Source organism: Paenibacillus sp. 01T47 (genome assembly GCF_056398245.1).
Genome location: NZ_JBFTPA010000020.1, coordinates 112,851 through 137,989, shown reverse-complemented (window position 1 = coordinate 137,989; position 25,139 = coordinate 112,851). Strand labels below are relative to the sequence as shown.

The 25,139-nt window shown below is 43.1% G+C and carries 24 protein-coding genes; 18 read left to right on the top strand and 6 right to left on the bottom strand.

Features of this window, described 5'->3' with window-relative positions; all coding sequences use genetic code 11:
• The first annotated feature begins 88 nt into the window (after positions 1–88).
• Both AC1DOV_RS28675 and AC1DOV_RS28670 read left to right on the top strand, forming a co-directional pair.
• Complete coding sequence (locus AC1DOV_RS28675) at positions 89–550, top strand: GNAT family N-acetyltransferase (protein ID WP_477551653.1); 462 nt, start codon at positions 89–91, stop codon at positions 548–550.
• A gap of 167 nt (positions 551–717) precedes the next feature.
• Positions 718–1,863 carry a low temperature requirement protein A gene (locus AC1DOV_RS28670; protein ID WP_477551652.1) on the top strand — a complete coding sequence of 382 codons (1,146 nt, stop codon included), beginning with the start codon at positions 718–720 and terminating at the stop codon, positions 1,861–1,863.
• A 52-nt stretch (positions 1,864–1,915) separates the two neighbouring features.
• Here AC1DOV_RS28670 and AC1DOV_RS28665 read toward each other — a convergent pair whose 3' ends face one another.
• Together AC1DOV_RS28665 and pdxR are read right to left on the bottom strand one after the other, a co-directional pair.
• Positions 1,916–3,262: a VWA domain-containing protein gene (locus tag AC1DOV_RS28665; RefSeq protein WP_477551651.1), complete on the bottom strand. Its 1,347-nt coding sequence runs from the start codon at positions 3,260–3,262 to the stop codon at positions 1,916–1,918.
• Positions 3,263–3,470: 208 nt separating this feature from the next.
• Positions 3,471–4,976 (bottom strand): MocR-like pyridoxine biosynthesis transcription factor PdxR, encoded by a 1,506-nt coding sequence (gene pdxR, locus AC1DOV_RS28660; RefSeq protein ID WP_441881889.1) that lies wholly within the window; start codon positions 4,974–4,976, stop codon positions 3,471–3,473.
• A gap of 175 nt (positions 4,977–5,151) precedes the next feature.
• Between pdxR and AC1DOV_RS28655 the strand changes: the two genes are divergently transcribed.
• The 6 genes from AC1DOV_RS28655 (at position 5,152) to def (ending at position 8,478) form a co-directional block, all read left to right on the top strand.
• The gene (locus AC1DOV_RS28655) at positions 5,152–5,736 is read left to right on the top strand and encodes a GNAT family N-acetyltransferase (RefSeq protein ID WP_441881892.1); all 585 of its coding nucleotides are present in this window, start codon (positions 5,152–5,154) and stop codon (positions 5,734–5,736) included.
• A gap of 104 nt (positions 5,737–5,840) precedes the next feature.
• Entirely contained in the window at positions 5,841–6,185 is a 345-nt protein-coding gene (locus AC1DOV_RS28650; RefSeq protein ID WP_441881895.1) for a hypothetical protein, read from the top strand.
• Entirely contained in the window at positions 6,172–6,657 is a 486-nt protein-coding gene (locus AC1DOV_RS28645; RefSeq protein WP_441882197.1) for a nitroreductase family protein, read from the top strand. The genes AC1DOV_RS28650 and AC1DOV_RS28645 overlap by 14 nt, the downstream gene beginning before the upstream one ends.
• 173 nt (positions 6,658–6,830) lie before the next feature.
• On the top strand, positions 6,831–7,487 hold the full coding sequence (locus tag AC1DOV_RS28640; protein WP_477551650.1) for a GNAT family N-acetyltransferase: 657 nt from the start codon (positions 6,831–6,833) through the stop codon (positions 7,485–7,487).
• A gap of 226 nt (positions 7,488–7,713) precedes the next feature.
• Positions 7,714–7,956, top strand: a complete 243-nt coding sequence (locus tag AC1DOV_RS28635) for a helix-turn-helix domain-containing protein (protein ID WP_076270562.1) — start codon at positions 7,714–7,716, stop codon at positions 7,954–7,956.
• A gap of 3 nt (positions 7,957–7,959) precedes the next feature.
• Positions 7,960–8,478: a peptide deformylase gene (gene def / locus AC1DOV_RS28630; protein WP_477551649.1), complete on the top strand. Its 519-nt coding sequence runs from the start codon at positions 7,960–7,962 to the stop codon at positions 8,476–8,478.
• Between the two features lie 127 nt (positions 8,479–8,605).
• Here the strand turns inward: def and AC1DOV_RS28625 are convergent, their stop codons facing one another.
• On the bottom strand, positions 8,606–9,085 hold the full coding sequence (locus tag AC1DOV_RS28625; protein WP_477551648.1) for a GAF domain-containing protein: 480 nt from the start codon (positions 9,083–9,085) through the stop codon (positions 8,606–8,608).
• Between the two features lie 177 nt (positions 9,086–9,262).
• Between AC1DOV_RS28625 and AC1DOV_RS28620 the strand changes: the two genes are divergently transcribed.
• The gene (locus AC1DOV_RS28620; RefSeq protein ID WP_339208423.1) at positions 9,263–9,415 is read left to right on the top strand and encodes a hypothetical protein; all 153 of its coding nucleotides are present in this window, start codon (positions 9,263–9,265) and stop codon (positions 9,413–9,415) included.
• Positions 9,416–9,930: 515 nt separating this feature from the next.
• Here AC1DOV_RS28620 and AC1DOV_RS28615 read toward each other — a convergent pair.
• Positions 9,931–10,350 (bottom strand): VOC family protein, encoded by a 420-nt coding sequence (locus tag AC1DOV_RS28615; RefSeq protein WP_475448423.1) that lies wholly within the window; start codon positions 10,348–10,350, stop codon positions 9,931–9,933.
• 93 nt (positions 10,351–10,443) lie between these two features.
• Entirely contained in the window at positions 10,444–11,022 is a 579-nt protein-coding gene (locus AC1DOV_RS28610) for an SGNH/GDSL hydrolase family protein (RefSeq protein ID WP_477551647.1), read from the bottom strand.
• A gap of 272 nt (positions 11,023–11,294) precedes the next feature.
• Between AC1DOV_RS28610 and AC1DOV_RS28605 the strand changes: the two genes are divergently transcribed.
• The 6 genes from AC1DOV_RS28605 (at position 11,295) to AC1DOV_RS28580 (ending at position 20,502) form a co-directional block, all read left to right on the top strand.
• Complete coding sequence (locus tag AC1DOV_RS28605; RefSeq protein ID WP_477551646.1) at positions 11,295–13,091, top strand: sensor histidine kinase; 1,797 nt, start codon at positions 11,295–11,297, stop codon at positions 13,089–13,091.
• Positions 13,084–14,706, top strand: a complete 1,623-nt coding sequence (locus AC1DOV_RS28600; protein ID WP_477551645.1) for a response regulator — start codon at positions 13,084–13,086, stop codon at positions 14,704–14,706. Before AC1DOV_RS28605 ends, AC1DOV_RS28600 begins: the two co-directional genes overlap by 8 nt.
• A 145-nt stretch (positions 14,707–14,851) precedes the next feature.
• Positions 14,852–16,576, top strand: a complete 1,725-nt coding sequence (locus AC1DOV_RS28595; protein WP_477551644.1) for an extracellular solute-binding protein — start codon at positions 14,852–14,854, stop codon at positions 16,574–16,576.
• Between the two features lie 73 nt (positions 16,577–16,649).
• Positions 16,650–17,570 (top strand): ABC transporter permease, encoded by a 921-nt coding sequence (locus AC1DOV_RS28590; protein ID WP_139991467.1) that lies wholly within the window; start codon positions 16,650–16,652, stop codon positions 17,568–17,570.
• 17 nt (positions 17,571–17,587) lie between these two features.
• Positions 17,588–18,484: a carbohydrate ABC transporter permease gene (locus AC1DOV_RS28585; protein ID WP_477512270.1), complete on the top strand. Its 897-nt coding sequence runs from the start codon at positions 17,588–17,590 to the stop codon at positions 18,482–18,484.
• 44 nt (positions 18,485–18,528) lie between these two features.
• A complete protein-coding gene (locus AC1DOV_RS28580; protein ID WP_477512327.1) occupies positions 18,529–20,502 on the top strand; it encodes a glycosyl hydrolase family 28 protein in 1,974 nt (657 codons plus the stop codon).
• Positions 20,503–20,567: 65 nt separating this feature from the next.
• Here the strand turns inward: AC1DOV_RS28580 and AC1DOV_RS28575 are convergent, their stop codons facing one another.
• Positions 20,568–21,458 carry an AraC family transcriptional regulator gene (locus AC1DOV_RS28575; RefSeq protein ID WP_339208432.1) on the bottom strand — a complete coding sequence of 297 codons (891 nt, stop codon included), beginning with the start codon at positions 21,456–21,458 and terminating at the stop codon, positions 20,568–20,570.
• 222 nt (positions 21,459–21,680) lie between these two features.
• On the opposite strand from AC1DOV_RS28575, the gene AC1DOV_RS28570 reads away from it, so the two are divergent.
• The 3 genes from AC1DOV_RS28570 to AC1DOV_RS28560 all read left to right on the top strand — a co-directional run bounded on the left by AC1DOV_RS28570 (position 21,681) and on the right by AC1DOV_RS28560 (position 25,104).
• Positions 21,681–23,288 carry an ADP-ribosylglycohydrolase family protein gene (locus AC1DOV_RS28570; protein WP_441881930.1) on the top strand — a complete coding sequence of 536 codons (1,608 nt, stop codon included), beginning with the start codon at positions 21,681–21,683 and terminating at the stop codon, positions 23,286–23,288.
• Positions 23,289–23,331: 43 nt separating this feature from the next.
• Positions 23,332–24,150, top strand: a complete 819-nt coding sequence (locus AC1DOV_RS28565; RefSeq protein WP_477551643.1) for an alpha/beta hydrolase — start codon at positions 23,332–23,334, stop codon at positions 24,148–24,150.
• Between the two features lie 234 nt (positions 24,151–24,384).
• The gene (locus AC1DOV_RS28560; RefSeq protein ID WP_477551642.1) at positions 24,385–25,104 is read left to right on the top strand and encodes an SDR family NAD(P)-dependent oxidoreductase; all 720 of its coding nucleotides are present in this window, start codon (positions 24,385–24,387) and stop codon (positions 25,102–25,104) included.
• The last annotated feature ends 35 nt before the right edge of the window (positions 25,105–25,139 follow it).

The window sequence follows — 25,139 nt, the reverse complement described above, 5'->3', positions numbered from 1 at the left end:
ACTCGCTAAACCCTCGGATGGTCATCTTTCTATTAGAGAAGCGTAAGGGAAGAACTGCATCTGTGCAGTTCAAAAAAGGGAGGTAATCATGTCCATTATACGCCTTGCTACTCTGGAAGATATCGATGAACTTGTTCGAATGCGCTGGGTGTTCTCGGAAGAGGAGAACAGCGATAGTACACTAAACTACGAGGAGTTCCATCAGACTTGTTATGAATTCTTAGTTAAAGCAATGAAAAGCGGAGACTGGTATATTTGGGTAGCAGAAGATTCAGGAAGCATAGTGTCACATATGTATCTTCAACTCATTCATAAAGTACCGAGACCCGGTAAATCCCCGGACCCTTATTATGGATACGTGACCAACGTATATACGCGACCAGCATTTAGAAATCAAGGAATCGGCAGCGACATTCAATTGGTCATGGAGCTTTGGTCAAAAGAAAATAAAGTCGAGTTCCTTTTGGTTTGGCCGAGCAGCAATAGTGTACAATTTTACTCCAAAAATGGCTTCTTTCGCTGCGATGAAGCGATGGAAAAGCATTTTTAATTTTATAATAAGAGCAGGAGCTGCGATAGCCTGCTCTTCTTTTTTTGCTCGATCAGAAAATAATCAGATTTCTCTATTCGTATTCGTCCACATCCGCTAAGATAGGTTAGTACTTAAAAAGATTGATAGCGGGGGTTCAGCACCCCAATCGAAAAGGAGCACTAACCATGATTAAGCAAGTATTAGGATTACAACAGAAAGAAGGATCTGCTGAAAAGAAGGTTACCTGGCTGGAGCTGTTTTATGATCTGCTTTTTGTAGCGGCAGTTTCAAAAGCAGCTCATGTGCTGCTGCATGTCGAGAATGGCACCATTCCAGTAGAATACTTAGGGAAATTCGTTTTAATCTTTGTTCCGATTTGGTGGGCTTGGGTGGGACAATCGCTTTTTGTAAATCGCTTCGGACAAGATGTCTTGTCTCACAGAATATTTCTGATTTTACAATTATTTTTTGTATTAATAATGACGGCTAGCTTATCGGTTGATTTTGATCAATATTATGTTTCATTTTTAATAGGCTATATTGGTTTAAGAGCTATGACGGCCATTCAATATTTAGCGGTACATAAGACAGAAGAAGCACATAAAAAAATCACTGCTCAGTATTTAGGGAGTCGCTTTTGGATTGGTTTGGTCATATCTGCATCATCATTATTTTTTGACTCGTGGATACGTTATGCCGTTTTGTATGCTGGAATAGCTGTAGACATATTGCTGCCTTTAATCGGTCGAAAATATTTAGTGAAAAGCCCGGTAAATACTCATCATTTATTAGAACGCTTCTCACTGTTTACCCTTATTCTGCTTGGCGAATCCGTAATCAGCATACTAGCTGTATTGCAGTCCAGCAACTGGACGTGGCAATCTATCTTATTTGCGTTAATTACTTTTGTGTTAATCATCGCTATGTGGTGGCAATATTTTGATAACGTCGAGAAGAAAGTAAACAAATCAATAGAGACTGCAGGACAAACGATTATTTATGGACATTTATTCATTTATTTATCGATGTGTATGATCGCAGCTTCGATTCAGTTGTTATTTTTGAAACAATTAGATTATTTATTTATGTTAGGTTATATGTTTGGATCTGTATTGCTCTACTTTTTTTCAACCTCATTAGTTTTCCATAAGTATAGACATGAACATCAAAGATTGGGCATATCACATTTAATGCTTTTCTTAGGGTTGCTAGTCGCTTTTTTTACAGTGGATTTGTTTCTTGTACTTCCCAATTACATAATCATTGGAGAAGTGATGGTGTTTTTTGTTGTATATGCAAAATTAACAACGCAAAACGTGAAAAAGCCATGAGCACGGATCATTGCTGAACGGTGCTCATGACTATCGACTTGTCTGCTGCTTGCTATGGGCTGATGATACCTTTGGCCCGAGCGTCTTTCAGCCACTGCGGGTATTCATTGAATAGTCGATCATACAGATCCTCGTCACTAACTTGGTCCAAATCATCCAGCGCAAAAAAATCGGCGTTATCGAGTACTCGTCCCCTCAAATCATCGAGCTTACGCAGCACGCCGAAGTCGGCATTACCGAGGCCGACAAATTGCCAAAATATATTTTGACCGGAGCTATCAATAAGCAGCTTCGAAATTTTCTTCGTTTCATAGATGCCGCCATCACTGAAGAAGACTATATAGGTTGGCATTTTTGAAGGCTCTTCTTGTGTATACTTCTTGATTATATCGGCCATAACGAGAGGTTCATTATTACCAGCGCCGAGTCCACCAAATAGGCGAGGGGCCGGATATGTATTTTTAACGTAATTTTCGTATTCATTTTCGTTTACGCTCTTCATTCGTTGACTCTTCGAGGCAAAGAACCAGACATCCATCATGCCATCGTCATCCATGCTTGCAGCAACTGCAAGTACCCGCTCAAAGGCTCGCTGCACGACGCCTTTTTCGTAGAGAGCATACATGGATCCAGAGGCGTCGAATATAACAGCTACGCGTGCTTTTTGCTGATCGATATTTTTTTTGCGAAGCGATATAGCCACCTTTTGCTTCAACAAATCAATTTTGTTCAAATTAATTTTAGATGGCGCAGCACTTGCCGAGGAACTCGCTGCGCCTGAGCGTGCAGCTTTGATTTCGGATACAGCTTTTGAGCGTGCTTGATCGGCTTGAATCGTCGGAACTGCAGGGGATGGGGGACTGCTTGTATCTTCTTCCTCAGCAACGTTTACGCCATGAGCTTCTGCGAGCGGTTTCAAACCACCGTGGAAACCTTTGCCAACCGCACGAAGCTTAAAGCCGCTTGAATGCAGGTACAGCTCGGCGAGCACTAGTGAGGTTTCAGCATTTCCTTCTGTTATTTCATATACAACTTTATTCACCGAGGTTTCGGCAGTGATTTGGCATCCCTTTACATCTGCGAACGTTCCTGGTCCATCAAGGGTGATCGCAAATACGCATTTTTGAACCTTCGATGACTGGAGGGCTGTAAGATTAATGATAAATTCACTATTCCATTTGTCTTGTGGAGTGAATTGCACGATGCGCCCGGGATCCGCAGGCTGGTTATAAAATACGAAATAATCATCGGATGAAACTTTACCGTCAGAGCCTACCATAAAGCAGCTGACATCGAGCTCTGCTGGCGAATTCTTGCAGGAAATGGAAACCTTCACTGTGGCCGCCTCGCCAAGTGGAGCATTAGCGCCTGTTATTAATTTAATCGTAGAAGTACTCATACGTTCACTCTCCTTGTCTCGTACTGAGAATGTGAGGGATAACCTGCATATTATGGAAACCTTACGCTGTAATGGTTGAATTATATCATAGGTTTGAATAGAGAACTATTTTAATAGATAGGTGTAATTTAATAGATTATCCATGCTTAACAATCAATCTGATTAGCTTGGTTTGGTGTCCGGTGAGAATGGGTTTGGTTGTTGGAATTTAAAATGTTGATTCTATGTGCTTCCAAGCTTTGCTCATTCTTTCTATCCCGACTGTCAAATCATCGTCAGTGAGGTGGGAAAAGCCGAGGCTTATGCCAATCCGATTACGGTTCGTTCGATCTTTCACCCACTCGACGCCTGCTTCCCTGCAAGCCTTCTCAAAAGCATCATAATCCTCTTGTGCTCCTGTCCACCAACCGAATATATGCAAACCTGCATCTCCCTCAACCCAGCGAATCGGAATGGTCAATCGTTTCAACGCGTCGCGCAAAAGAGTGAATTTGTGGCTGTATATTCGCTTCATTCGTCTCAAATGCCGTTCATACAGCCCGCTATTCATGAACGAGGCGAGTGCCCGCTGCTCAAGAATTGCGCTTGGATGCGGCTCATATAACGCCTTTGCTCTAGCAAAGGGCACGACTAAAACTCTCGGCAGAACAACAAAACCAAGCCTTATATCCGTCATCATCGTTTTGGAAAATGTTCCTGTGTATATGACGAGATCAGCTGAAGTTTCCAAACTTTTGAGCGTCTCAATCGGTTTGCCTCGGTGGCGGAATTCACTGTCATATTCATCCTCGACGATAAATGCACTCTGATCAGCGGCCCATTGGAGCAGCTGCTGCCTTCGCTCCATGTTCAACACAGCCCCCGTTGGGTATTGGCGATTCGGTGTAACAAAAAGCAGCTTGGCATTCCACGGTTGCGGAACTAGTCCTTGATCGTCAACTTCACCTTCAATCAACATTGCTCCTGAAGCAAGCACAGCTTTCCGAATCCCATAATAACCGGGGCTTTCGGCTACGACGGCATCCCCAGAGCCTGCTAAAAGCTGTGTCAACAAGGCAATTGCTTGCATCGATCCGTTTACGATCGCAATTTGCTCCGAATTAGCAACAATACCCCGATAGCGCTGAAGATGCTTAGCGATGGCTTCGCGCAAAGTTTCCACACCAAGCGGCTTGTGTGCATCGATATTAGCTTTTTCTGTCATTTTCCTTGTTTCATCATACAGGCACCGATTCCAGTCTTCCTTCGAAAACGAGCTCATGTCGGTTATTCCCAGTTGAAAGGATATTTTCTCGGAACATTTTGAATGCTCTGAACCATCATTTACTAATGTCTGATGGCTATCCGTCCCATCAATGTGGGTATCTGTTTCCCTGACATGAACTGCCATGCCTGCAATCCGCTCCCCCCATTCAGACAATTGTATTTCTCTCTTGGCAAAAGGGAGCAAAGAAAGGTTCGTAGTCTGATAACTAACGTATGTTCCGCTGCCGGTCATGGGAGCCACATAGCCTTCAGCTGCGAGTGCTTCAAGTACATTCGAAACTGTACCGCGTGAAAATCCATACATCCTCGCTAGTTCCCGGCTAGAAGGAAGCTTATCCCCATGGACAAGCTTGCCTTCCATCAAAGCATCCCGCAGCGCATGGTACAACATCTCATATTTGGTGGTGTAACGTTCCTTATACGGCTCTAAAGCTAAATAAATAGTCATGTTTGCTTACCTGCCGTTTCTAAAGTGGTCTAATGAAATGGATCGAAAATGGATCTATTACTAATCCGATATGCATCATATAATGACAACAATCTCACATTTCAAGTAAACAAGCAATACGGAATCCACACCATAACAGAGATACTATTCTTATATAAAATCGGAGGTCACGGTAATGAATACAGAAAAAAACACATTGCAAGGAACGCGCGCAAAGCTGACCTTGTTGGAGGAGCATCATGCTGACATGCTGCTGGAAGCGGCAAAGGACACACCGATTTGGGGTGTGTCTTTGAAAGGGATTTCTTCGTTAGCTGATGCCGAGCAGTATATTGGGCAAGCCAAAAAAGAAGAGGCAGCGGGAACCTGCATTCCTTTTGTTATATGGGATCAGGTACAGAATAAAATTGTTGGGAGTACCCGATTTTTCGATATTTCAGCAGAGCATCGCGGTTTGGAAATCGGCTACACCTGGATGAACCCCAGCGTTTGGCGGACAAGGGTGAATACCGAATGCAAATATTTGCTGCTGCGCGAAGCATTCGACAATCACAACATGATCAGAGTACAGCTTAAAGCGGATCTTCGTAATACGAGGTCACAGGCAGCTATTGAGCGCATCGGTGGCATTCGAGAAGGGGTGCTGCGCAACCATCGCGTGTTAAGTGACGGCTATATTCGCGATACAGTAATGTACAGCATTACGAATCAGGAATGGCCGTCGGTTAAGGCAAGGCTGGAGTCTTATCTCTCTAAATAAAAATGGTAAACAAATAATTTCTTGACAGCTCACTTCGAGTCGGTATACATTTGTATACATAAACCGTTTGTATACAAATGTATACAACTTGAGGAGGAGTAACGATGCGCGAGGGAAGACACGGACACATAGGGCATCACGAACACAGAGGACACAGAGATCGGGGACATGAACACGACGGTAGAAGACATGAGCGTACTTCAAGCGCTCAAACCTTTCGCCGAGGCAGAGCGATTGCATTCCTGGAGAGACTTCAAACGAAGCGCTCAACTTTACTGCATCAACTGAATCAGCCAGAATACGACGCCATCAAACTAGTTATAAGCGGTGAATTAAAAGCTACGGATGCGATTATTCAGGAGTTTATCCAGTCGTTTGAGCTTCGCGAAGCAGCTCCTGAAAGCGACAATAACAGGATTGGAGAAGATGAGAAAAATGACAGTAACTGAAGCAATCAGAGCCCGTAGAAGTATCAAATCATTCAGTTCTCAGCCCATTTCCGAAAGTGATTTGATTTCTTGGCTAGAGACTGCCAGCTATGCGCCAAACCATCGCTTTAACGAGCCTTGGGAGCTCCTGTTTATTGGACCAGAAACAAGAACTAAATTAAATCATAAAACGGACTTTGGCAAAGCGCCTGTCGTTATTGGAGTATTGTCTAAACCAGGTTCGACTTCATTTGAACGCGACGAGAATGTTATGGCTGTCTCATGTTTTGTACAGAACTTCTTATTAGCCGCTCATGAAGCTGGTGTTGGTATGTATTGGGCTTCTCTGGGGGCTTTGGCTCATAACCGCACCATTTTAGATGTGCCGGAAGATTACGATGTTATTGGTGTATTTGGAATTGGTTATCCAGCAGAAGTTCCAAATACTAAGCCAAGAACATCAATTGCTTCCAAGATTACGTATCTCTCTTAAAAATAAACCTCTCTACAGTATTGCTTGTCTGTGGGGAGTTTTTTTGTCATTAGTGAATGATCTAAAGCAAGAAATATTCACTTTGACTAACCAATTCGTAACGTTATATTTAAAGCAATTCCACAAATTGAATTTCAAACAACAAATAATTAATATATAAAGGTTGTGATTCCATGCTAACACCAGTCACCCTTCGAGGGAATCTAGTCCATCTCGAACCAATGACAATGGACCACGTCGATGATCTCTGCTCCGCAGCCTCGGAAGATCGGTCACTTTATACGTATACGAATGTGCCAAATGGGCGGGTGGATACCGAACGATACATAGAGTGTGCATTAATGTCCTACGAGAAAGGCCGTGCAGTGCCATTTGTGGTCCGTCATATTGAAACAGGGCGTATTGTAGGAACTACAAGATTTCTGGATTTAGAAGTTTTCTCATGGCCGCCTCCATGGCCTCCAGGCGTTGCGAGTGGACCATCGCCTTCGGATGAGAAACCGCCAACCGTGGCCGAAATCGGCAGCACTTGGTATGCAGCATCAGTTATTCGTTCAGGAGTTAATACACAATCTAAGCTTCTTCTGCTTACCCATGCGTTTGAAACGTGGAAGGCGACTAGAATTTCGCTCAAAACAGATGCTCGCAATTTACGTTCTCGTTCAGCGATATTACGGCTTGGTGCTGCTTTTGAAGGTATTCGAAGGGCACATGTCCCTGCAAGTGATGGGGGTATTAGAGATACAGCTTATTATTCGATACTTGCCGAGGAATGGCCAGCGGTGCGAGCCAATCTTCAAGAACGTCTTCAAAGAGGCCCAAATCGTTAGGGACTTGTACCAATTATATTCAATTGAAAAGTGATTTTTAAATATATAACCTCTCTAGCGTGAAGATACACGGTTTAGAGGTTTTTTGTGTTTTTTGTAGTCAAGAGTGTTGAACAAAAAGAGTGAGCTCATTTGTTGAGAAAATTTATATTTAATGATACTCTAAATTTAGGCAGTGCCTAATTATTTTAGTTGCTGCCTAATGCGGTGTCGAGAGGTGTTTAACTTGCTTGAATGGATGCTCAGAAAAATGATGGCTGATCGAGGAATATGGACGGGTGCAGCACTGGCTCGCCTGCTGGAGGATAAGGCTAACTATAACCTTTCTGCTCCTTCAATCAGTGCTCTAATATCAGGTAAACCGAAACAAATGAAGGCTGAAACGTTAGATGCACTTTGTACTGCATTAGAATGTAAACCTAATGATCTTTGGGTACATACCCCAACTTTGCAAGTCAAGGAGGCTTAGTTTGTGGCTATAAAAGAAATTCTGCCTTTTGGTGAACCTGTTCTTCGAAAGAAAGCTAAGCCAATTGAAAGCATTACTACGAAAATTTTAAAGCTATTGGATGATTTGGCTGAAACACTCTACGATTCGAATGATGGGGCTGGTCTAGCTGCTCCTCAAATAGGCATTCTAAGAAGATTGATTGTCATGGATTGTGGCGATGGGCTAATTGAACTGATTAACCCGGAGATCGTCTATCAAAGCGGTGTACAAGTTGGCTCTGAAGGGTGTTTATCTCTTCCAGGATATTATGGAATAGTTAAAAGATCACAACATGTGAAAGTGAAAACGTTAACTAGATCAGGTGAAGAGCTCGTTATTGAAGCAGAGGGTTTTCTGGCGAGATGCATACAACATGAGGTGGACCACTTAAATGGAACGCTGTATATCGATCTTATCCAAGAGAATTCTTTTTTTGTAGAGGGGACGAATGAACGGGCAGATCTTATCGAGGCATGCAAGTTATCCTATACAAATTTGTAATAGAGGATTGTTAAAATTCAATGTTATCTCAACCTAAAACGAGCCACTAGAAGCGATTCTAGGGCTCGTTATTTTTTTGAATATGACCTTCAAGTTGCGGGTTATCGTTAAGACAGGCTATTTGGTATTACAAGTGCTGAATCAGTTGCTTAACGAGCTTTTCCAAGTAAAGCTGGTCAACCTCATCAAAACGATCAAGCTCAGGGCTATCTATGTCGAGAACGCCGAACAACTCGTCGTTTATAATGATTGGAATAACAATTTCGGATTGGGATGCGGCATCACATGCGATATGTCCCGGGAACTCATGCACATTTCCAACTCTGACAGTTACTCTTTGGCTGGCAGCTTTCCCGCAAACGCCTCGATGTAGAGGAATGCGGACGCAAGCGGGTAATCCTTGAAAAGGTCCTAGGACTAGTTCTTCGCCCCGATACACGTAAAATCCAACCCAATTAATACGATCTAAAAATTGATTAAGCAAGGCCGATGCATTGGACAGGTTGGCAATTACATCAGATTCACCCTCCAGCAAAGCTTGAAGCTGCCGGATGGCCAAATCGTATTTTTGCTCCTTTGATCCTTCGTATTGTTCTTGATGAAACATCGTTCGACTCCTTTATCTTAAACGGGATTAGTTTATTATTTTTTGTTGTACATCACATTTTAGCATACTCCCTAATAAGATTTAAACTTTTCGAAATAACCGGCAAATGAAGCAGTGGAAATCAAATGGATTAATTTTCAATGGGAGAACGCATACTAACAAAAAGGAGTGATAGTTATGGAAAATAATAAAGACAATCCGAAAAAAGACTACAAGCCAGACATTACGAATTACGATTATGTTTGGGGCAGTGACCAAGATGAATATGTGAAAAACGACCAACCAGCTGACGAAGCAACAAAGCAAGAAATTGAACTTTCGGAAAAATGATTTAATGGCACGTATATTTAAATCAGAAAAAAAAGTCCCTATCTTTAGGGACTTTTTTTTGCTGTTTACACCGTTGGTAATTAGTCGTAAAATAAGACGCGAAATGGGAAAGAAGTGATATTTTCTATGGGGGAATGATAATGGGTTCGTTCATTAATTGGTTGAATCGTAAACGAATTATTCCTTGTGATTTATGTGGAAAAGAGCTTAACATTTATGCATATCTATCAGACGTCTCATTAATCTTACTATGTCCATTATGTAAGCAATACTATTTTAAATCGGATGCGACTTCACCAATTGTTAAATATGAGCTGTCTGAAGGTCTTAGAAAAATATTTGAAATGGACCCGGATAACAAATATTATATTGGAGGTCCAATTAGCGAAGCGTATGAACCACGTTGGATTAAGGTTTTACGCAAACTATTACATTAATAAATAAACGCCATCGTACACGAATATAAAATAAGCATATGTACTGTATTGTCATTAAAGGAAGAAAAAGTAGTTAATTTAACTATCGTTCTGCGTTAGCGTTGAAACCAGTTCAACCTTAATTCTGTCGGGGTCTTCAAAAAACACTGCATAATTATGCTCCCCTCCTGCATACGGATGTTTGTCTTCGTACAATATCTTCATACCACGTGCTCGCAACTTTTTGGTGAAGTTATCGACTTGCTGACGGGATTCTGCTTGGAATGCCAAATGGTTCAGCCCTACACGACACCTATGATAAGTGGTATCTAGGTACTTTTCCTCTGTTTGAACGAATACAATATATGTTTCTTCATGCTTCCAACTTATCCCTTGACTCCATTTCTGAAACTCCTCATAACCAAGTTCACTTAGAAACCATCCCCAAAATTCTGAAGAATGCTCTAAATTTGAGACGTAGATTTCAATATGATGAATTAGACCTGCTTTTTTGCTCATAGAATTTCCTCCATTTAAACAATCATAAACAATTAAATCCTGTATATTTATTGTTCTCTCTTGCTCATAGCAAGAAATAGCCGTTTGTTTCATTCAAATTGAGCAGCGATTAAAGATGATTTCGCCAATTTTTCTGTATCCTATGGAGTTGGGGTGAATCAAATCCTTAGACCAAAAGGTATTGTCTTCAGCCATTGGATGATTCCAGAAATCGATAGGCATTAATTTGTACTCATTGCTAAGTGAACGAACGACTTCATTTGCTTGCAGCAGCTGTTCTTTTATTACTCGTTTTTTTTCATCAGGTAAAGGCAATCTAGCTGTAAAGTCGGGAAGATTTCCGATTATAACAGCAGCACCTGACTTGCTTAACGCATCTATCATGAGCTCCATTTCCGACTTATACTCATTGAAGTTCCAGCGGCCTTTTAAAATATCATTTGCGCCTGCGATTAGGCTGACTAAGTCGGGCTCTAGTGCTAGAGCCTCTTCCAGCTGCTTTAAGCGAATCTCTTTGGTTATCAATCCACGTTTAGCCAAATTGGTGTATTTTAATGTGGGCTCATGCAGCTCGGCGAAGTGATGGACCCAGCTCTTTAATGGGGTCTCCTCAACTTCATCACCAATACCTTCCGTAAAGCTATCACCTATAGCTACAAAGTGTTTCCACATATCGGGCACCTCTTTCTATTTTATGTATACCTATAGTATAAGACATCGATGTAATGGAGTCGAAGACTAGATGAATCAAGCTATTGATTTATCTAGTCTTTTTTCTGTCCAAATGTTAAAAACGTCAATGTTGAAAGCACATGAAATCGCTTAACATTAAACTAGTGTTTGTATTGCTTTTGAGCACAATCTTCTAAATAATGAAAAAGTGTATACGGTGAAGCCGCATCATTTGCAAGTGGAAACAAAAAACGAGTCTAAGCTGCTGCTTCATGGCAATCTTAGCAAAAATGGAGGCGGTATTTATCCGTACAGGGTTTAGCAGAATAAAGAGCTCACTGTTGCTTCGTTTCGCGTTATTGCTGGCATTGTTGCTGATACCGATTATCTTGATCGGGAACAACTTTTATTCTGGAGGCAGGGAGCTGCTGCGAAGGGAAATATCCAACTCGATGGAGTCGAGGGTTGATGCAAATATACGTGCGATGGAGAAAGAAGTCGAACGGATTCAACTGCTGCAGTATGAATTAATTAACGACGAATCGCTGAACAAGCTGGCGGTTATTCCAGACTACATGAATCAATATGACAAAAGCCAAGCTATATTAATGGTACAGGACAGGCTGTTTGCACTAAAAAACAGCAGCGTATATATATCGGATGTGTCCGTACATATTCCCTCCCTTAACCGTACGATATCCGCTATGCAGGGAACGGGCGCGATGATGCATGAACAATTTAATGCTACTAGTGAGCTGGCTAGAAAAAGTCCGGGAAAAGCGATCTATTTCCTCAATCATATTCCGTATATTGTTCTTGTTCACGAGGTGCGTGGTTTGTACGAAGCGGAAAATGCGATGTATTCCATTATTGTGGAGCTTTCACCGAATGAGCTAAGCAAATCACTTTCCTCTTTAGAGAGCAGCGAGAATAGCGGCTCCGTTCTAAGCGACCCAAACGGCGATTTTATTATTCGCACTCATCATTATGAGAATCCCTATTTGGATCAGTACATCGATCAATATAAATCGGGTGCACCAAATGAATACGAGAATATCAGGAGTGTCGGTGAGGGAGATGATAGAGTGCTCGTATCCTCTCGGTTTTCCGAGCTTCTTGGGTTCTCGCTCATTCATTTTGTTCCTGAGAAGCATTTGTTCAATAATTTACATCGTTACCAGCAGCTGTTCTGGGTGTTAATTGCCGTATTCCTCTTCTTTATTATTGTTTTGTGTCTTTCCTTGTACCGTATGATCCATCGGCCGTTGCTGGCGCTTCTGCGCGCATTTAGGAAGATGGAGAAGGGCGAATTGGACGTAACGATTACCGAGAACAGCCGCAGTGAGTTCGGATATTTGCTCCAGGGCTTTAATAAAATGTCCCGTTATATGCGGGATTTGATTGAACAAGTATATACGCACAAAATATTAGTTCAACGAGCGGAGCTGAAGCATCTGCAATCACAAATTAACCCGCATTTTCTATATAACAGCTATTTCACGCTGTATAACATGATTGCGGTAGAAGATCATGACAGCGCCAAGCAGTTCGCTTCACAGATGGGCAGCTATTTACAGTACATTACCCGCAATTCCTCAGATGAAGTACCGCTTTTCGAGGAGGCCAAGCATGCCACAATTTATGCTGAAATTCAGGGTAGGCGCTTTCGTCTGCGGATGAAGGCCAAGTGCGGCGAAGTTCCAACTGCTTACCTTGAGGTTAAGGTACCGCGCCTTATTCTTCAGCCCTTAATCGAAAACGCTTTCGAGCATGTATTTGATCATATAGAGGAAGGCGGACTTCTGTCTATCACTTTTGAAGAAGCAGAGGATTGTTTGTTCATTCGTGTGGAAGATAATGGCCTATTATTGGATCAGGAACGGCTGGAGACGCTAGAGAAGCTGCTGAGAACGGATGAGAGTACGATTGAAACGACTGGCCTGCTAAACATACATCGAAGGTTAAGGATGAAATACGGGGAGAGAGGCGGAATCGTTGTCGAGCGCAGCCGCCTTGGAGGATTGGAAGTTCGTTTGACCATATGGAAGGAGGACAAGGAGTATGCTTAGATTGTTAATTGTTGATGACGAGCCTGATATTGCGGACGGCCTCTATACACTTCTGCAGGAACGTTTTCCAATCGAGTTCGAATTATATAAGGCTTATTCTGCGAAGAGCGCTCTCGAATGGTTAAGGAGGGGAAGATTTGACATCGTAATGACCGATATTCGGATGCCTGTTTTAAGCGGTCTGGAGCTTCACAAGCATATTCGCAGGTTATGGCCTAGATGCAAAGTTGTTTTTTTGACCGGGCATAGCGAATTTGATTATGTATACGAGGCTATCCATTATGACAATACCAGCTATCTTCTTAAGACGGAGGGCCATGAGAAAATTTTGGATACGATTGGCAAGCTGGCAGAGGATATCGCCGGAGAACAGCAGATTGAAGGTCTTATGGGCAAAGCGATGCAGCAGATGGAGCAAACGCTGCCGCTGCTTCAAAACGAGTTGTTAAGCGAACTTCTCTATGATGAATCATTTGATAGGCGCAGCAGATCCAATCAATTCGAGGAGCTGGGTATTCCGCTCGATCCGAAGCGTCCAGTTCTCCTTATGATGGCTAAACTGATCGGATTGGATTCTGGATCGCGGCAGGCTGGAAAGGCGCAGCTGCATGCAGGGATGAAGGTAATCGAGGAGCAGTATGGTTATTCCCACCTGCATATGAAGTATATATTTGTGGACAAGGAAACAATGGTCTGGTTCATACAACCGGCAGCCAGTCATCTAAGCGAACCGATTGAACTTGAACAATCTGCTTTGTGGAGCGACACTCGTCTAGCGGTTCGGGAATATGCGGAGAATGCAGAGGCTGCCTTTCAGCTCTCTTTCCATATTTCACTATTTTTTCTGCTGGACAGGTCTCCTTGCGAGTGGGATGACATTGCCGACCGATGGGCGATGCTGGAGCATGAGTATCATCGTCAATCCGGTGATCGAAACGGTGTTGTTCAAGTTGAATTCGACGAGACCGAGCTTTACCTTGCGAAGATGCTGCGCAAAACGGATTTGTTTGGCGAATATTTAGCAAACGGCCAAGCCGAAGCTTTCGATTCGGCCTGGGCTCGCTTCAAAGCTGAGCCTATGCGAATGGAATCGGTTTACTCTGCGCTATCGCTTGTTTTCCTGCGCCATATTCATCGTTTTAATTTGCAGGAGCGCCTATCGGTACGCATTGATTTGTCGGTATTAATGCAGCCGGCAGCTGATCAAGTGAATCTGGCATCATATATGGATTATTATTATCGACTTGCAATGACGATTTTTGAGATGCAGCAGCAGGACCAGGCTGAACGCCGCGACCGAACCATTGATCTTGTGAAGAGTTATATTCACGATCACCTAGGAGAGGATCTCTCTTTGGTGCGTTTATCTGAGATTGTACAATGGAATCCGTCTTATTTATCCAGAGCTTTCAAAAAGGTGACAGGTACGAACGTGCTCACTTATATCCATGAGGCTAAGCTGAAAGAAGCGATGCGGATTCTGCTTCAACCAGATCTGAAAATTCATGAAATAAGTGCCGCGCTTGGCTTTATTTCACCGCCCCATTTTACACGATTCTTCAAGAAAGCAAGCGGTTATACCCCACAGGATTACCGATCGCTGGAAGAACGATGATGGATGGGCGTGCTCGGCAAATTTTGCACAAAGGTAAAAAATAGATAAGCAGAAGTAAAGAAATGGCCTGTTACGTAAGTCGATGTAGCGGGCTTATACTTTATTCATGCAAGTGATAGCGTTTACAACAAAAGGGGGATTGAACATGCAACACAAAAGCTTGAAGCGATATTTAATTCTCGCTACAGCAGTCATGCTTCTCTTAACATCAGCATGCAGCACTACGAATAACGGTGCGAGTGGAAACAAGGGCAAGCAAGAAAACAGTGCAAATACAGGTGAGAGCAAAGGGACAGGGAATACGGATGATAAGCCAGCTCCCGCTGATCCGGTTGGCAAATATGAGCCTGCGATTGAAGTGACAACGGTGAGGTGGCTGCCTCCTTCTATCAAGTTCGAGAAGGGTGACAGCATAGATAACAATATTTGGTATCGCTCTTATGAAGAGGAGCTGGGTATTAAGCTGATCAATAAGTGGAGCGTTCCACAGACACAGTGGCAGCAAAAGATGAATGTGACCATCGCATCTGGCGATATTCCTGATATTTTGACGGTGTCAGCTAATGAGTTGAAGCGCCTTGTCGATGCCGATATGGTCGAGGACATGACGGAAGTATTTGAGAAATACGCTTCGGAGAAAACCAAGCAAGTCATAAGTAATGATGGTGGCAACGGAATGAAGGCCTCTACTTTCGAAGGGAAATTGCTTGCCCTGCCTGGTGTTACCTTCACAGGTACCGGAGCTCAGATGTTATGGATTAGGCAGGATTGGCTGAAGAAGCTTAATTTGCCAGAGCCTAAATCGATGGAAGACGTATATCGCATTGCCGAGGCGTTTGCGAATCAAGATCCTGATGGCAACAACCAGAAGGACACGCTAGGGCTGGGCGGAATCCATAAGGATCTGAACTCCTTAATGGGCTTCTTCGAAAGCTTCCATGCTTATCCGGGACGGTGGGTCAAAGATGACTCAGGGCAGCTTATCTACGGTGACATTCAACCTGGCCTTAAGCCAGCGCTGCAGAAGCTGCAGGATCTGTTCAAAGCAGGTCTGATCGATCCAGAATTTGCGGTCAAGGATCAGTCTAAAGCATACGAATTAATTGCCGGTAACAAAACGGGCATGTTCTACTCAGGCGAGGGTGCCGTGTGGTGGCCTTTGACGGATCATTATAAGAAGGAAAAGTCGGATTGGAAGCCGTATCCACTCATTTCCTTTGACGACCAGCCAGCAAGTACCTCAGGCGGCATTCCGGTTGGGAATTATTATGTCGTTCGCAAAGGGTTCGAGCATCCGGAAGCGCTCGTGAAGCTGCTTAATTTTGCAGTAGAGAAGCAATATGGTCCGGAAGGACGTCTGGACGCCTATTGGTACGGGGGAGAAAACAAGGAAATTAATGTTGCGGCATTTGCAGCTGTTATCATAAGTGATCCACTGGAGCTGATAAATATTCACCGAGGTGTTCAGGAATCGGTTGATGCAGGGAAGTATGTAGATAATCCGATTGCCGATGTAAAGCATCATTATGACCTCTACCAGTTGTGGTTATCGGGGAAATTTATAGACAGCAACGAGGAAGGGCAGGCCTGGTCTTCCTATAAATGGGCTGGACCAGGAGGCGGTATGAATGTAGTCAGCGACTACGTGAAGGATAACAAGTATCTGGTTGATGAATATTCGGGACCAAGCACGCCAACGATGACAGCCAAGAAAAGCACACTGGATAAGATGAAGCTGGAAGTGTTCACGAAAATTATTATGGGGCAATCGGATGTAAGCGAGTTCGATAAGTTTGTAGCGGATTGGAAGAAATTTGGCGGAGATGCAATTACGGCTGAAGTAAACGAATGGTATAAGGCTAAACAATAACCTGAGAAGGGAGAGGAAGCAGCTCGAATGGCTTGCTTCCTTTCTTACTCTATCAGCTTAGAAAGGAATGATCATGTTGCAAGCGGCGACCGTCAAAAGAAGACGATCTTGGAAGAAGCATCTACCTCTGCATCTTATGCTGGTGCCCGGAATTCTATTGTTAATCATGTTTCATTATATCCCTATGGCAGGAATCGTCATTGCCTTCCAGAATTTCATTCCTGCTAAAGGCTTCTTCGATTCCAAATGGGTGGGTTGGAACAATTTCGAGTTTATGCTCCAAATGCCTGGGATTGGCCAAGTATTATGGAACACCATTTTTATTGCTTTTCTGAAAATCATCTTCGGTCAAATTGCCCCTATTGTGACGGCATTGCTGCTTAATGAAGTGCGGAAATCATCGATCAAGAGATCGGTGCAGACTCTTATTTATTTGCCGCATTTCCTATCGTGGGTCATTCTTGGCGGCATTCTGATTGATATTCTCTCACCATCACAGGGACTACTGAATGAAGTGATTAGCTGGTTTGGAATGGAACCGCTATTTTTTCTTGGCAATGATAAGCTGTTTCCTTATGTGCTCGTTGTCACGGATGTGTGGAAGGAATTCGGGTTTGGCACGATTGTTTATCTCGCTGCGCTTACAAGCATTAATCCTACATTATACGAAGCCGCCATTATGGATGGGGCAGGCAGATGGAAACAAACGATTCATGTGACATTGCCAGGCATGCTTCCCATCATCGTGCTGCTGGCGACACTCGGGCTTGGGGGCGTGCTGAATGCTGGCTTCGATCAAGTATTCAATTTGTATAACCCGCTTGTCTATCGTACGGGAGATATTCTGGACACTTTTGTGTATCGACTAGGTCTTATAGATGCTCAATATGCGGTTGCGACAGCTGTCGGCTTGTTCAAATCGGTGGTATCTTTGATTTTTGTAGGAGCATCGTACTGGCTTGCTTATCGTATTGCTGGTTACCGTATTTTTTAAGGAAAGGAGAGACCGTTATGGACTTCAATGATTCACTGGGAAGAAAAGTTTTTCTTATCTGCAATAATGTTTTCCTTATTACGTTAGCTGTTGTTTGTTTGCTTCCTCTCATTAATATATTGGCTCTGTCGTTTAGCTCAAGCTCGGCGGCGACGGCTGGGGCGGTCAAGCTGTGGCCAGTTGATTTTACGCTGAGCTCCTACAAGTACGCTCTGTCCAAACCGGAATTTTTACAGTCGCTTTTTGTTTCTATTGTACGGGTTGTTCTGGGTACGATCATCAGTTTGTTGGTGGTTGTTATTTCCGCGTATCCGTTGTCGAAGGAACGGACGGAGTTTCCAATGCGAACCTTCTATGTGTGGTTCTTCTTTGTAACCATTTTGTTTAGCGGGGGATTAATCCCAACCTACATGGTCATTCGAAATTACCATATGCTTGATACGATCTGGGCACTTGTACTTCCAGGCGCTGTGGCGGTGTTCAACATCGTGCTGCTGCTGAATTTCTTTCGCGGTACACCGAAAGAAATTCAAGAGGCTGCACTTGTTGACGGATGTACCCATTGGCAGCTGCTTTGGAAAATGATGGTTCCGATATCGATTCCTGCACTTGCGACAATTCTGTTGTTTACATGCGTAGGACAGTGGAATTCTTGGTTCGATGGACTGATCTATATGAACTCGCCTATGAATTATCCGTTGCAGACGTATCTGCAGACACTTGTTGTAAGTACGGAATTATTTACGGCAGGGGGAAACCTGACAGCGGAAGATATGAAGGCGCTTGCTGAGGTATCAGACCGTACGACCAAAGCCTCGCAAATTTTTCTTGCAGCACTGCCTGTGCTTGTTCTCTATCCTTTTTTGCAAAAGTATTTCATGAAAGGCATCGTACTTGGCAGCGTGAAAGGTTAGATTTAAGAATTATCATGACTTCATATCGGGAGGAATGGTTTGTGATGAAGATGAAGCTGTTGCTTGTGCTCTTTTTGATAGCAACTTTTTTGAATGTTGGGGAGGCGCATGCTGTGAATCAGGAAAATAAGCAGAGCACTTCAAAAATCGTTACTTGGGATACGCCTGCTTGGCAGCAAAAAAACAATAGTTTTTCGGTTTGGATAAGAGAGAGCGGCCAGAAGACGTGGAAAGAGCTTTATGTTTATAACGTAAAAAACGGCGAGCAGAAGGAGCAAGATGTGCCAACGGATGCAGCCATGGTTAACGTAGACTTTTCAGGTACAGCAGAGTTTAAGGTAACGTATAACAAGGAAAAAATCAAAAATTATGAAATACGCCCTTCGGCTTATGGAATTAATGCTAAAAAAACAGAAGGGAAAACATTAACCTTTTCGCTCACGCAAAATAGCATAGCTCCATTAAAGCCCACCATTATGGTGAATGGCAGCTGGAGTGAGGGCAATTTGCATATCCTTTCAAACATGCCTGAGAACGATGCACCTTCACAGAATGCCGCAAACGTTTATGTTATAAATCCTGGCGACCCGATCCCGCTTTATTTGCCAACGGGAAAAGATACGTATTATTTTAAGCCGGGCGAGCACGAGCTGCCAAAAGGGATGTGGGTTGAGCTTGATCTCGAGGAAACTGTTCAACTGGAAAAATTTGATTTGGTACAGCAGCTAACCGACTCCCAGTGGTTTGCAAAAGGGCCCCAACGATTCGTGATTGAGGCCAAGGAGAGAAAAGACGACCCGTATGTAAAAGTCTACGATGGGTATGAGAATAATAAGGAAGGAACAGTCACCGATTTATTGAGTAATGTGAACGCGAGATATGTAAAGCTTGTCCTACTAGGTAATACCGGATCAAGTCATTATGTAATGACATCATTGGCAAGCGAATTTAAGCTTTATAAAAAGGGAGACGATTCTACAAATATTGCAAAGGGCAAAGCGGTAAATGGGGCATTCCCCAGTTACTCCAAAATGACTGACGGCAATGATTCTACTCATTATATGTCGTCTACCGGTTATGGCAATTGGCATGCAGGAGAAGCGTTTTATATCAGTCAGAGCGATACGACTGTTTATTTGGCACCAGGCTCGCTTGTCAAAGGGTCAATTTCTGCAGATGATTTGAGCAACATTACAATTAAAGGCCGAGGTATCATGTACGGTGGTGATCTTTTGCGGCCTAGAAATTACGCTGAGGGACGAAGCGGGGCGATATGGATTACGAGAAGCACTAATTCAAAGGTAGAAGGCATTACACTGATCGATTATCCGATGTGGTCAGTCGTTATGAACTTTACGGATCAAACGTCGATCAAAAACATAAATTTTTTCGGTTCGATGGTTAATGCTGATGGCATTCACCTCTCAGGCAGCAAAAATGCGCAGGTTTCAGGCGTATTCATAAGAACGACGGACGATAATTTTGTCATTTATCATTATGGAGAGAGTTCGAATATATCGGTGAAGGATTCGATTTTTTGGGCAGATAATGCCCGTCCGATATTGCTTGGGCTTGGCGATACGCCAAATGCGACGATCGATAAGGTTAACTTTGAGAATATCTATATTTTGAATCAGCGAGGCGTATGGGATCTGAATAAATATAATGGTGCGATTCAAATTTGGGCAACAGGAGGGAACAAGATAAGCAATATTGCCTTTAAAAATATTCATATCGATGAGTTCGAAGCTCCGGGGGACTCTATGCTTTTTCAAATCAAGACAGATGAGATGGCTGCTGGAATTGCGCCTGGTTCTGTGAGCAACGTCTCCTTTAACAACATTATCTACCGCGGCAAGCTTCCACGAAAATCTCTTATTAGCGGCGTTGACGACAGCCATAATGTGAGCGGGATCGTATTTAACCGTTTTAAAATAAACAATACGTTATTGTCTTCTACTAACATGAAACAGTTTATCGAATTTAAGGGGAAGTATTCGGATATAAAATTTAAATAGCATCAAAAAAACGGAAAATAAGCTGCTGACCTGCCTGTTATGGGCAGGTTTTTTTGTGTTTGCTATCAGGAAGGATGCATGCGTTCACGGAAAGCGGTAGGGCTGATTTTCTCATATTGTTTAAATAATTTACTGAAATAAAAGGTGTCCGAGATTCCGACATCTTGAGAGATTTCTTGTACCGATCGATTTGTACTTTTTAATAAAAACTTTGCTTTTTGAATTTTCAACATGTTCGTATATTTGATGATGTTTGTACCTGAATATTTCTTAAAGATTTGACACAAATATTCATACGTACGATCCATGCTGCGTTCTATTTCTTCTTTTGACAGGTTGTCGGTGTATGCTTCATCTAATAGACGAACCAATTTCCGATAAATAACAAATGATTCGGGAATGTAACGCTGATTTTTGGATTCGACTAAAATAGATAAAGCAATGGATTCCAAGATTTGCGCAAATTGCAGCGTTGAGCGAAAACGAAAGTATACTTCTGGTTTTGAGAAGGTCTCCAGCAGCTTTTCGAATTGGGAAAGAAGTTCATAAGGACGAGGGAATTGAAAATGCCTAGGCAGGATCAATTCATCGACATGCTCATATTCAAAGGTACGTAAATCCTGGTGCTCCAGCAGCGAATAATCGATGCCAGATGCCAAGTCTCCGACTTCCTTCAGAGAAGGCGTGCAGGAAAATTGAACCCAGAAGAAATTGGCTTTGGGGTTCGTTTTTTTCCAGCTGTAATGTCGCTCCCACGGTTTTAAAATGAAGATATCTCCGGAGTTCAGCTCCAGCTGTTCGGATTCCACTTGCAGATAAATGGGTCCTTCGGCAACGACCATCAGTTCAAAAAAAGGATTGGAATGCTCCATCATATAGAGGTTATCATTGCCCTGTTGTATGCCAGCCCATCTCACATCAAGGCTCGCGAGCCTCGACATCGTAAAAAAAGACATGAAATCCCTCCCGTACCTATTAAATATGATCAATTAATTATAGGAGATTATGGTACCTCTGACAACACTGCGAACATACGAATATGAACCGATAGAATCGATGAAATGGAACGGTTTTTTTTAACATTATTTATTTTTAAACCTTAACAATGTCGATGTTTCTCGTACTGTTTCGTTGATAAACTCATGGATGTAACCACTATGAGAATAAGAGGTGCAACGATGAAAATTTCATTAGACCAGTATAAGAACAAAGTGCGCGGATGTTGGATCGGGAAAAACGTCGGAGGGACGCTCGGAGCGCCATTTGAATGCAAACGCGGGGTGCTCGATGTCACTTATTACACCCATGATCTGACGCAAGGAGTTCTTCCTAACGATGATTTGGATTTGCAATTGGTGTGGTTAAATGCAGCAGAGAAACACGGGAAAATGATTAATTCACGAATATTGGGCGAATATTGGCTGTCTTATATCGTTCCTAACTGGGCCGAATACGGTGCAGGGAAAAACAATATGCGGATGGGAATCGTGCCGCCGTTATCCGGTTATGTAAACAATAAATTCCGTGACAGCAATGGGGCTTTTATTCGCTCGGAGATATGGGCATGTCTCGCACCCGGCCATCCGGATATCGCTGTGAAATATGCTTTTGAAGATGCGGTTGTCGATCACAGTCACGAGGGTGTCTATGCGGAAGTGTTCTTCGCAGCCATCCAAAGCGCCGCTTTCGTAGAGAGCGATACGTATAAGTTAATCGACATCGGACTTTCATACCTTCCAGATGATTGCGGATCTGCAAAAGCGGTTCGGACAGTTATAGAATGTTATCGTTCGGGTATGAGCTGGCAGGAAGCTCGAATTCGTGTGCTGACTGAGCTTCCTGGCAGCTTCGGTATTATCGGGATGACTCCGGAACTGTTGACGGATGAAGTTCCTGTCGGGGAAATGGGCTGGGATGCGCCAAGCAACGTTGGAATTACTATCATCGGCTGGCTTTACGGAGAAGGCGACTTTGGCAAAAGCATTTGTATCGCGAATAATTGCGGTGAAGATACCGATTGTACAGCGGCAACACTTGGCGCCATTATGGGGATTATTGGCGAGCCTGAGCGTGTGCCGTCGGAATGGCTGGAGCCTATTGGGGACGAGATCAAAACCTTATGCATCAATCTGGGAGATCAAGGCTTAAAGATCCCGAAGACGGTGACGGAACTTACGGATCGCATCTTAAAGCTGACACCGATTTTTCTTGGAAGCGAGTATTGTGACTATGTAAATGCGGAACGCGGATATACAATCGAGACTAAAGAGGATAAGGATTTATATAATCATCCGAAAAGAGTAAACTGCTGGGTTTATCGTGAAACCTCCGATTTGTTCAAGCAAAGCCCATTTATGGTCCATTACGACTTTCAAATCTTTTCGGTCTATTTGGATTATCGGAATGAACCCTTTGTATCGGAGGCTCAGCCAAAAAGGTTCCGCCTTGTCTTGGACAACCAGATGTTTATACAGCAGTGGTTAAACGTCAAATGGCATTTGCCGGAGGGTTGGACCGTGTCTCCAGGACCGAATATTAGCGTACCGCTTGAGCAGTATCACTGCAATGTTGGCTATAATGAGCTTTTCTTCGAGTTGACGCCTAATGCATTAAAGGAGCCGCGGTATGATCTGATCGTCGAGATCACATCGGCTGGTCGGCCTACGAAGGGTCTAATTCCCATCGTTTTATTGAATGTGCCCCAAGCTGCCGAAGAAGAAAATGTATCTCTTGTGGAGGATCGTTCAAAGGCTCCAGCAGCCCATATGATTCGATCAATTATTTAAACTAGCTGCTAAAACATAACCATAACAGCTTGGAGGGTATACATTGACAACTCCGATTGTAATTTGGCCAAAAGGTGCACCGCATCTGATTACCGAAGAACCGCAGGGAGAGCCAACATTAACTCCTTATTTGGTTGATAGTGATGTTCCTAGAGCAGCTGTCATTGTATGCCCGGGTGGTGCCTATGGCATGCTCGCTGATAATGAAGGCGAGCCTATCGCTCGATGGTTAAATAGTCTCGGCATTTCTGCTTGCGTGCTGAAGTATCGGTTCGCGCCCTATAAATATCCTGTTCCGATGCTTGACGCTCAGCGTGCAATCCGTTATGTACGTCATCATGCAAAAGACTGGAATATTGATTCGGAACGAGTAGGTGTGATAGGTTTTTCCGCAGGCGGTCATCTTGTGTCCACAGTTGGAACACATTACGACAGAGGGCGAATGGGGGATCTTGATCCAATTGAGAGGGAAAGCAGTCGTCCCGACTTGGTTATCGCATGTTACCCCGTTATTAGCTTTGGTGATTACCGACATCATCATTCAATGATAAATTTGCTAGGAGAATTTCCTTCGGAGGAGCAGAGACACGACTTATCTAATGAGCTGCAAGTCACCGCGGATACACCACCTGTTTTTCTGTGGCATACGGCAGACGATGAGGCCGTTTCGGTGGAGAACAGCCTTCTCTTCGCACAAGCATTAAATAGGCATCATGTTCCTTGTGAACTGCATATGTTCGAGAGTGGTCCGCACGGTATGGGATTAGCCGAGAACGATGCAAGTGTCGGAACGTGGACATTGCTGTGCAGAGAATGGTTGAAAAAACGAGGTTGGAGAGTAGTAGAGGGTAAAGCTCCATAAATAATAGTTTACAACGTTAAAAACAAGCAACAGCTCCTATCGAATGATGATAAGGAGCTGTTGCTTGTTTTTAATTGATTTCTAATAGATGGTGGCCGAGCTGGAAAAGGATCATGGTATTGTAGAACGCACCGCCTACTCTTATAGACTTGATTTTCTCATTAATTAAACATTATTATATATAAAGTATACGAATGTAATAGTGATTATGAAATAAAACCATGGGAGGATTATATGAAAAACTTTATTATTTTTGGAGCGAGTAAAGGACTCGGTGAAGCATTCGTTAAGGGATTACCGGAAGCGGGGGACAACGTATGGATAGTTTCTAGAAGCTGTCCGAATCGTTTGGAACTTAACGATGGTGTTCATCGCTATTGGATTGAAGCAGATCTAGCATTAGCAGAAGCAAGCGATAAAATTGCGAGTATATTACGTGATGTTGTCATAGACGTATTCATATATAATGTTGGGATATGGGAAAGCAAAGGATTTATGGATGACTATGATTTTGAGAAAGATGATCCTAACGAAATCGTTAATATTATAAATGTAAATGTAACATCCGCAATTACTTGCATCCAGAAGCTGCTGCCGAATTTAAAAAAATCAAACAACGCAAAAATTTTCTTCATCGGATCTACATCAGGTCTCGAAAATAATGACAGTACACAAATTTCATTTGTTGCCTCGAAATTCGGATTGCGTGGAATAAGCAATTCTTTGCGGGAGCATGTGAAGAAGTACGGAATAGGTGTAACCTGTATAAACCCAGGCGAAATTGCAACTCAGATCCCATACGAAGATGGAATAGAGAAGGTTTTATCGAATTATAATGGGACACAGATCCCCCTTCAGGATATTGTATCCTTGGTAAAATGTGTAATGAATCTCTCAAGGGCTTCCTGTGTGAAAGAAATAAATATTCCAGCCATGCTCAGCTCGAGTGTATGATTGTACGGACAAAGCATGTTAATGGGAGAAAAGAG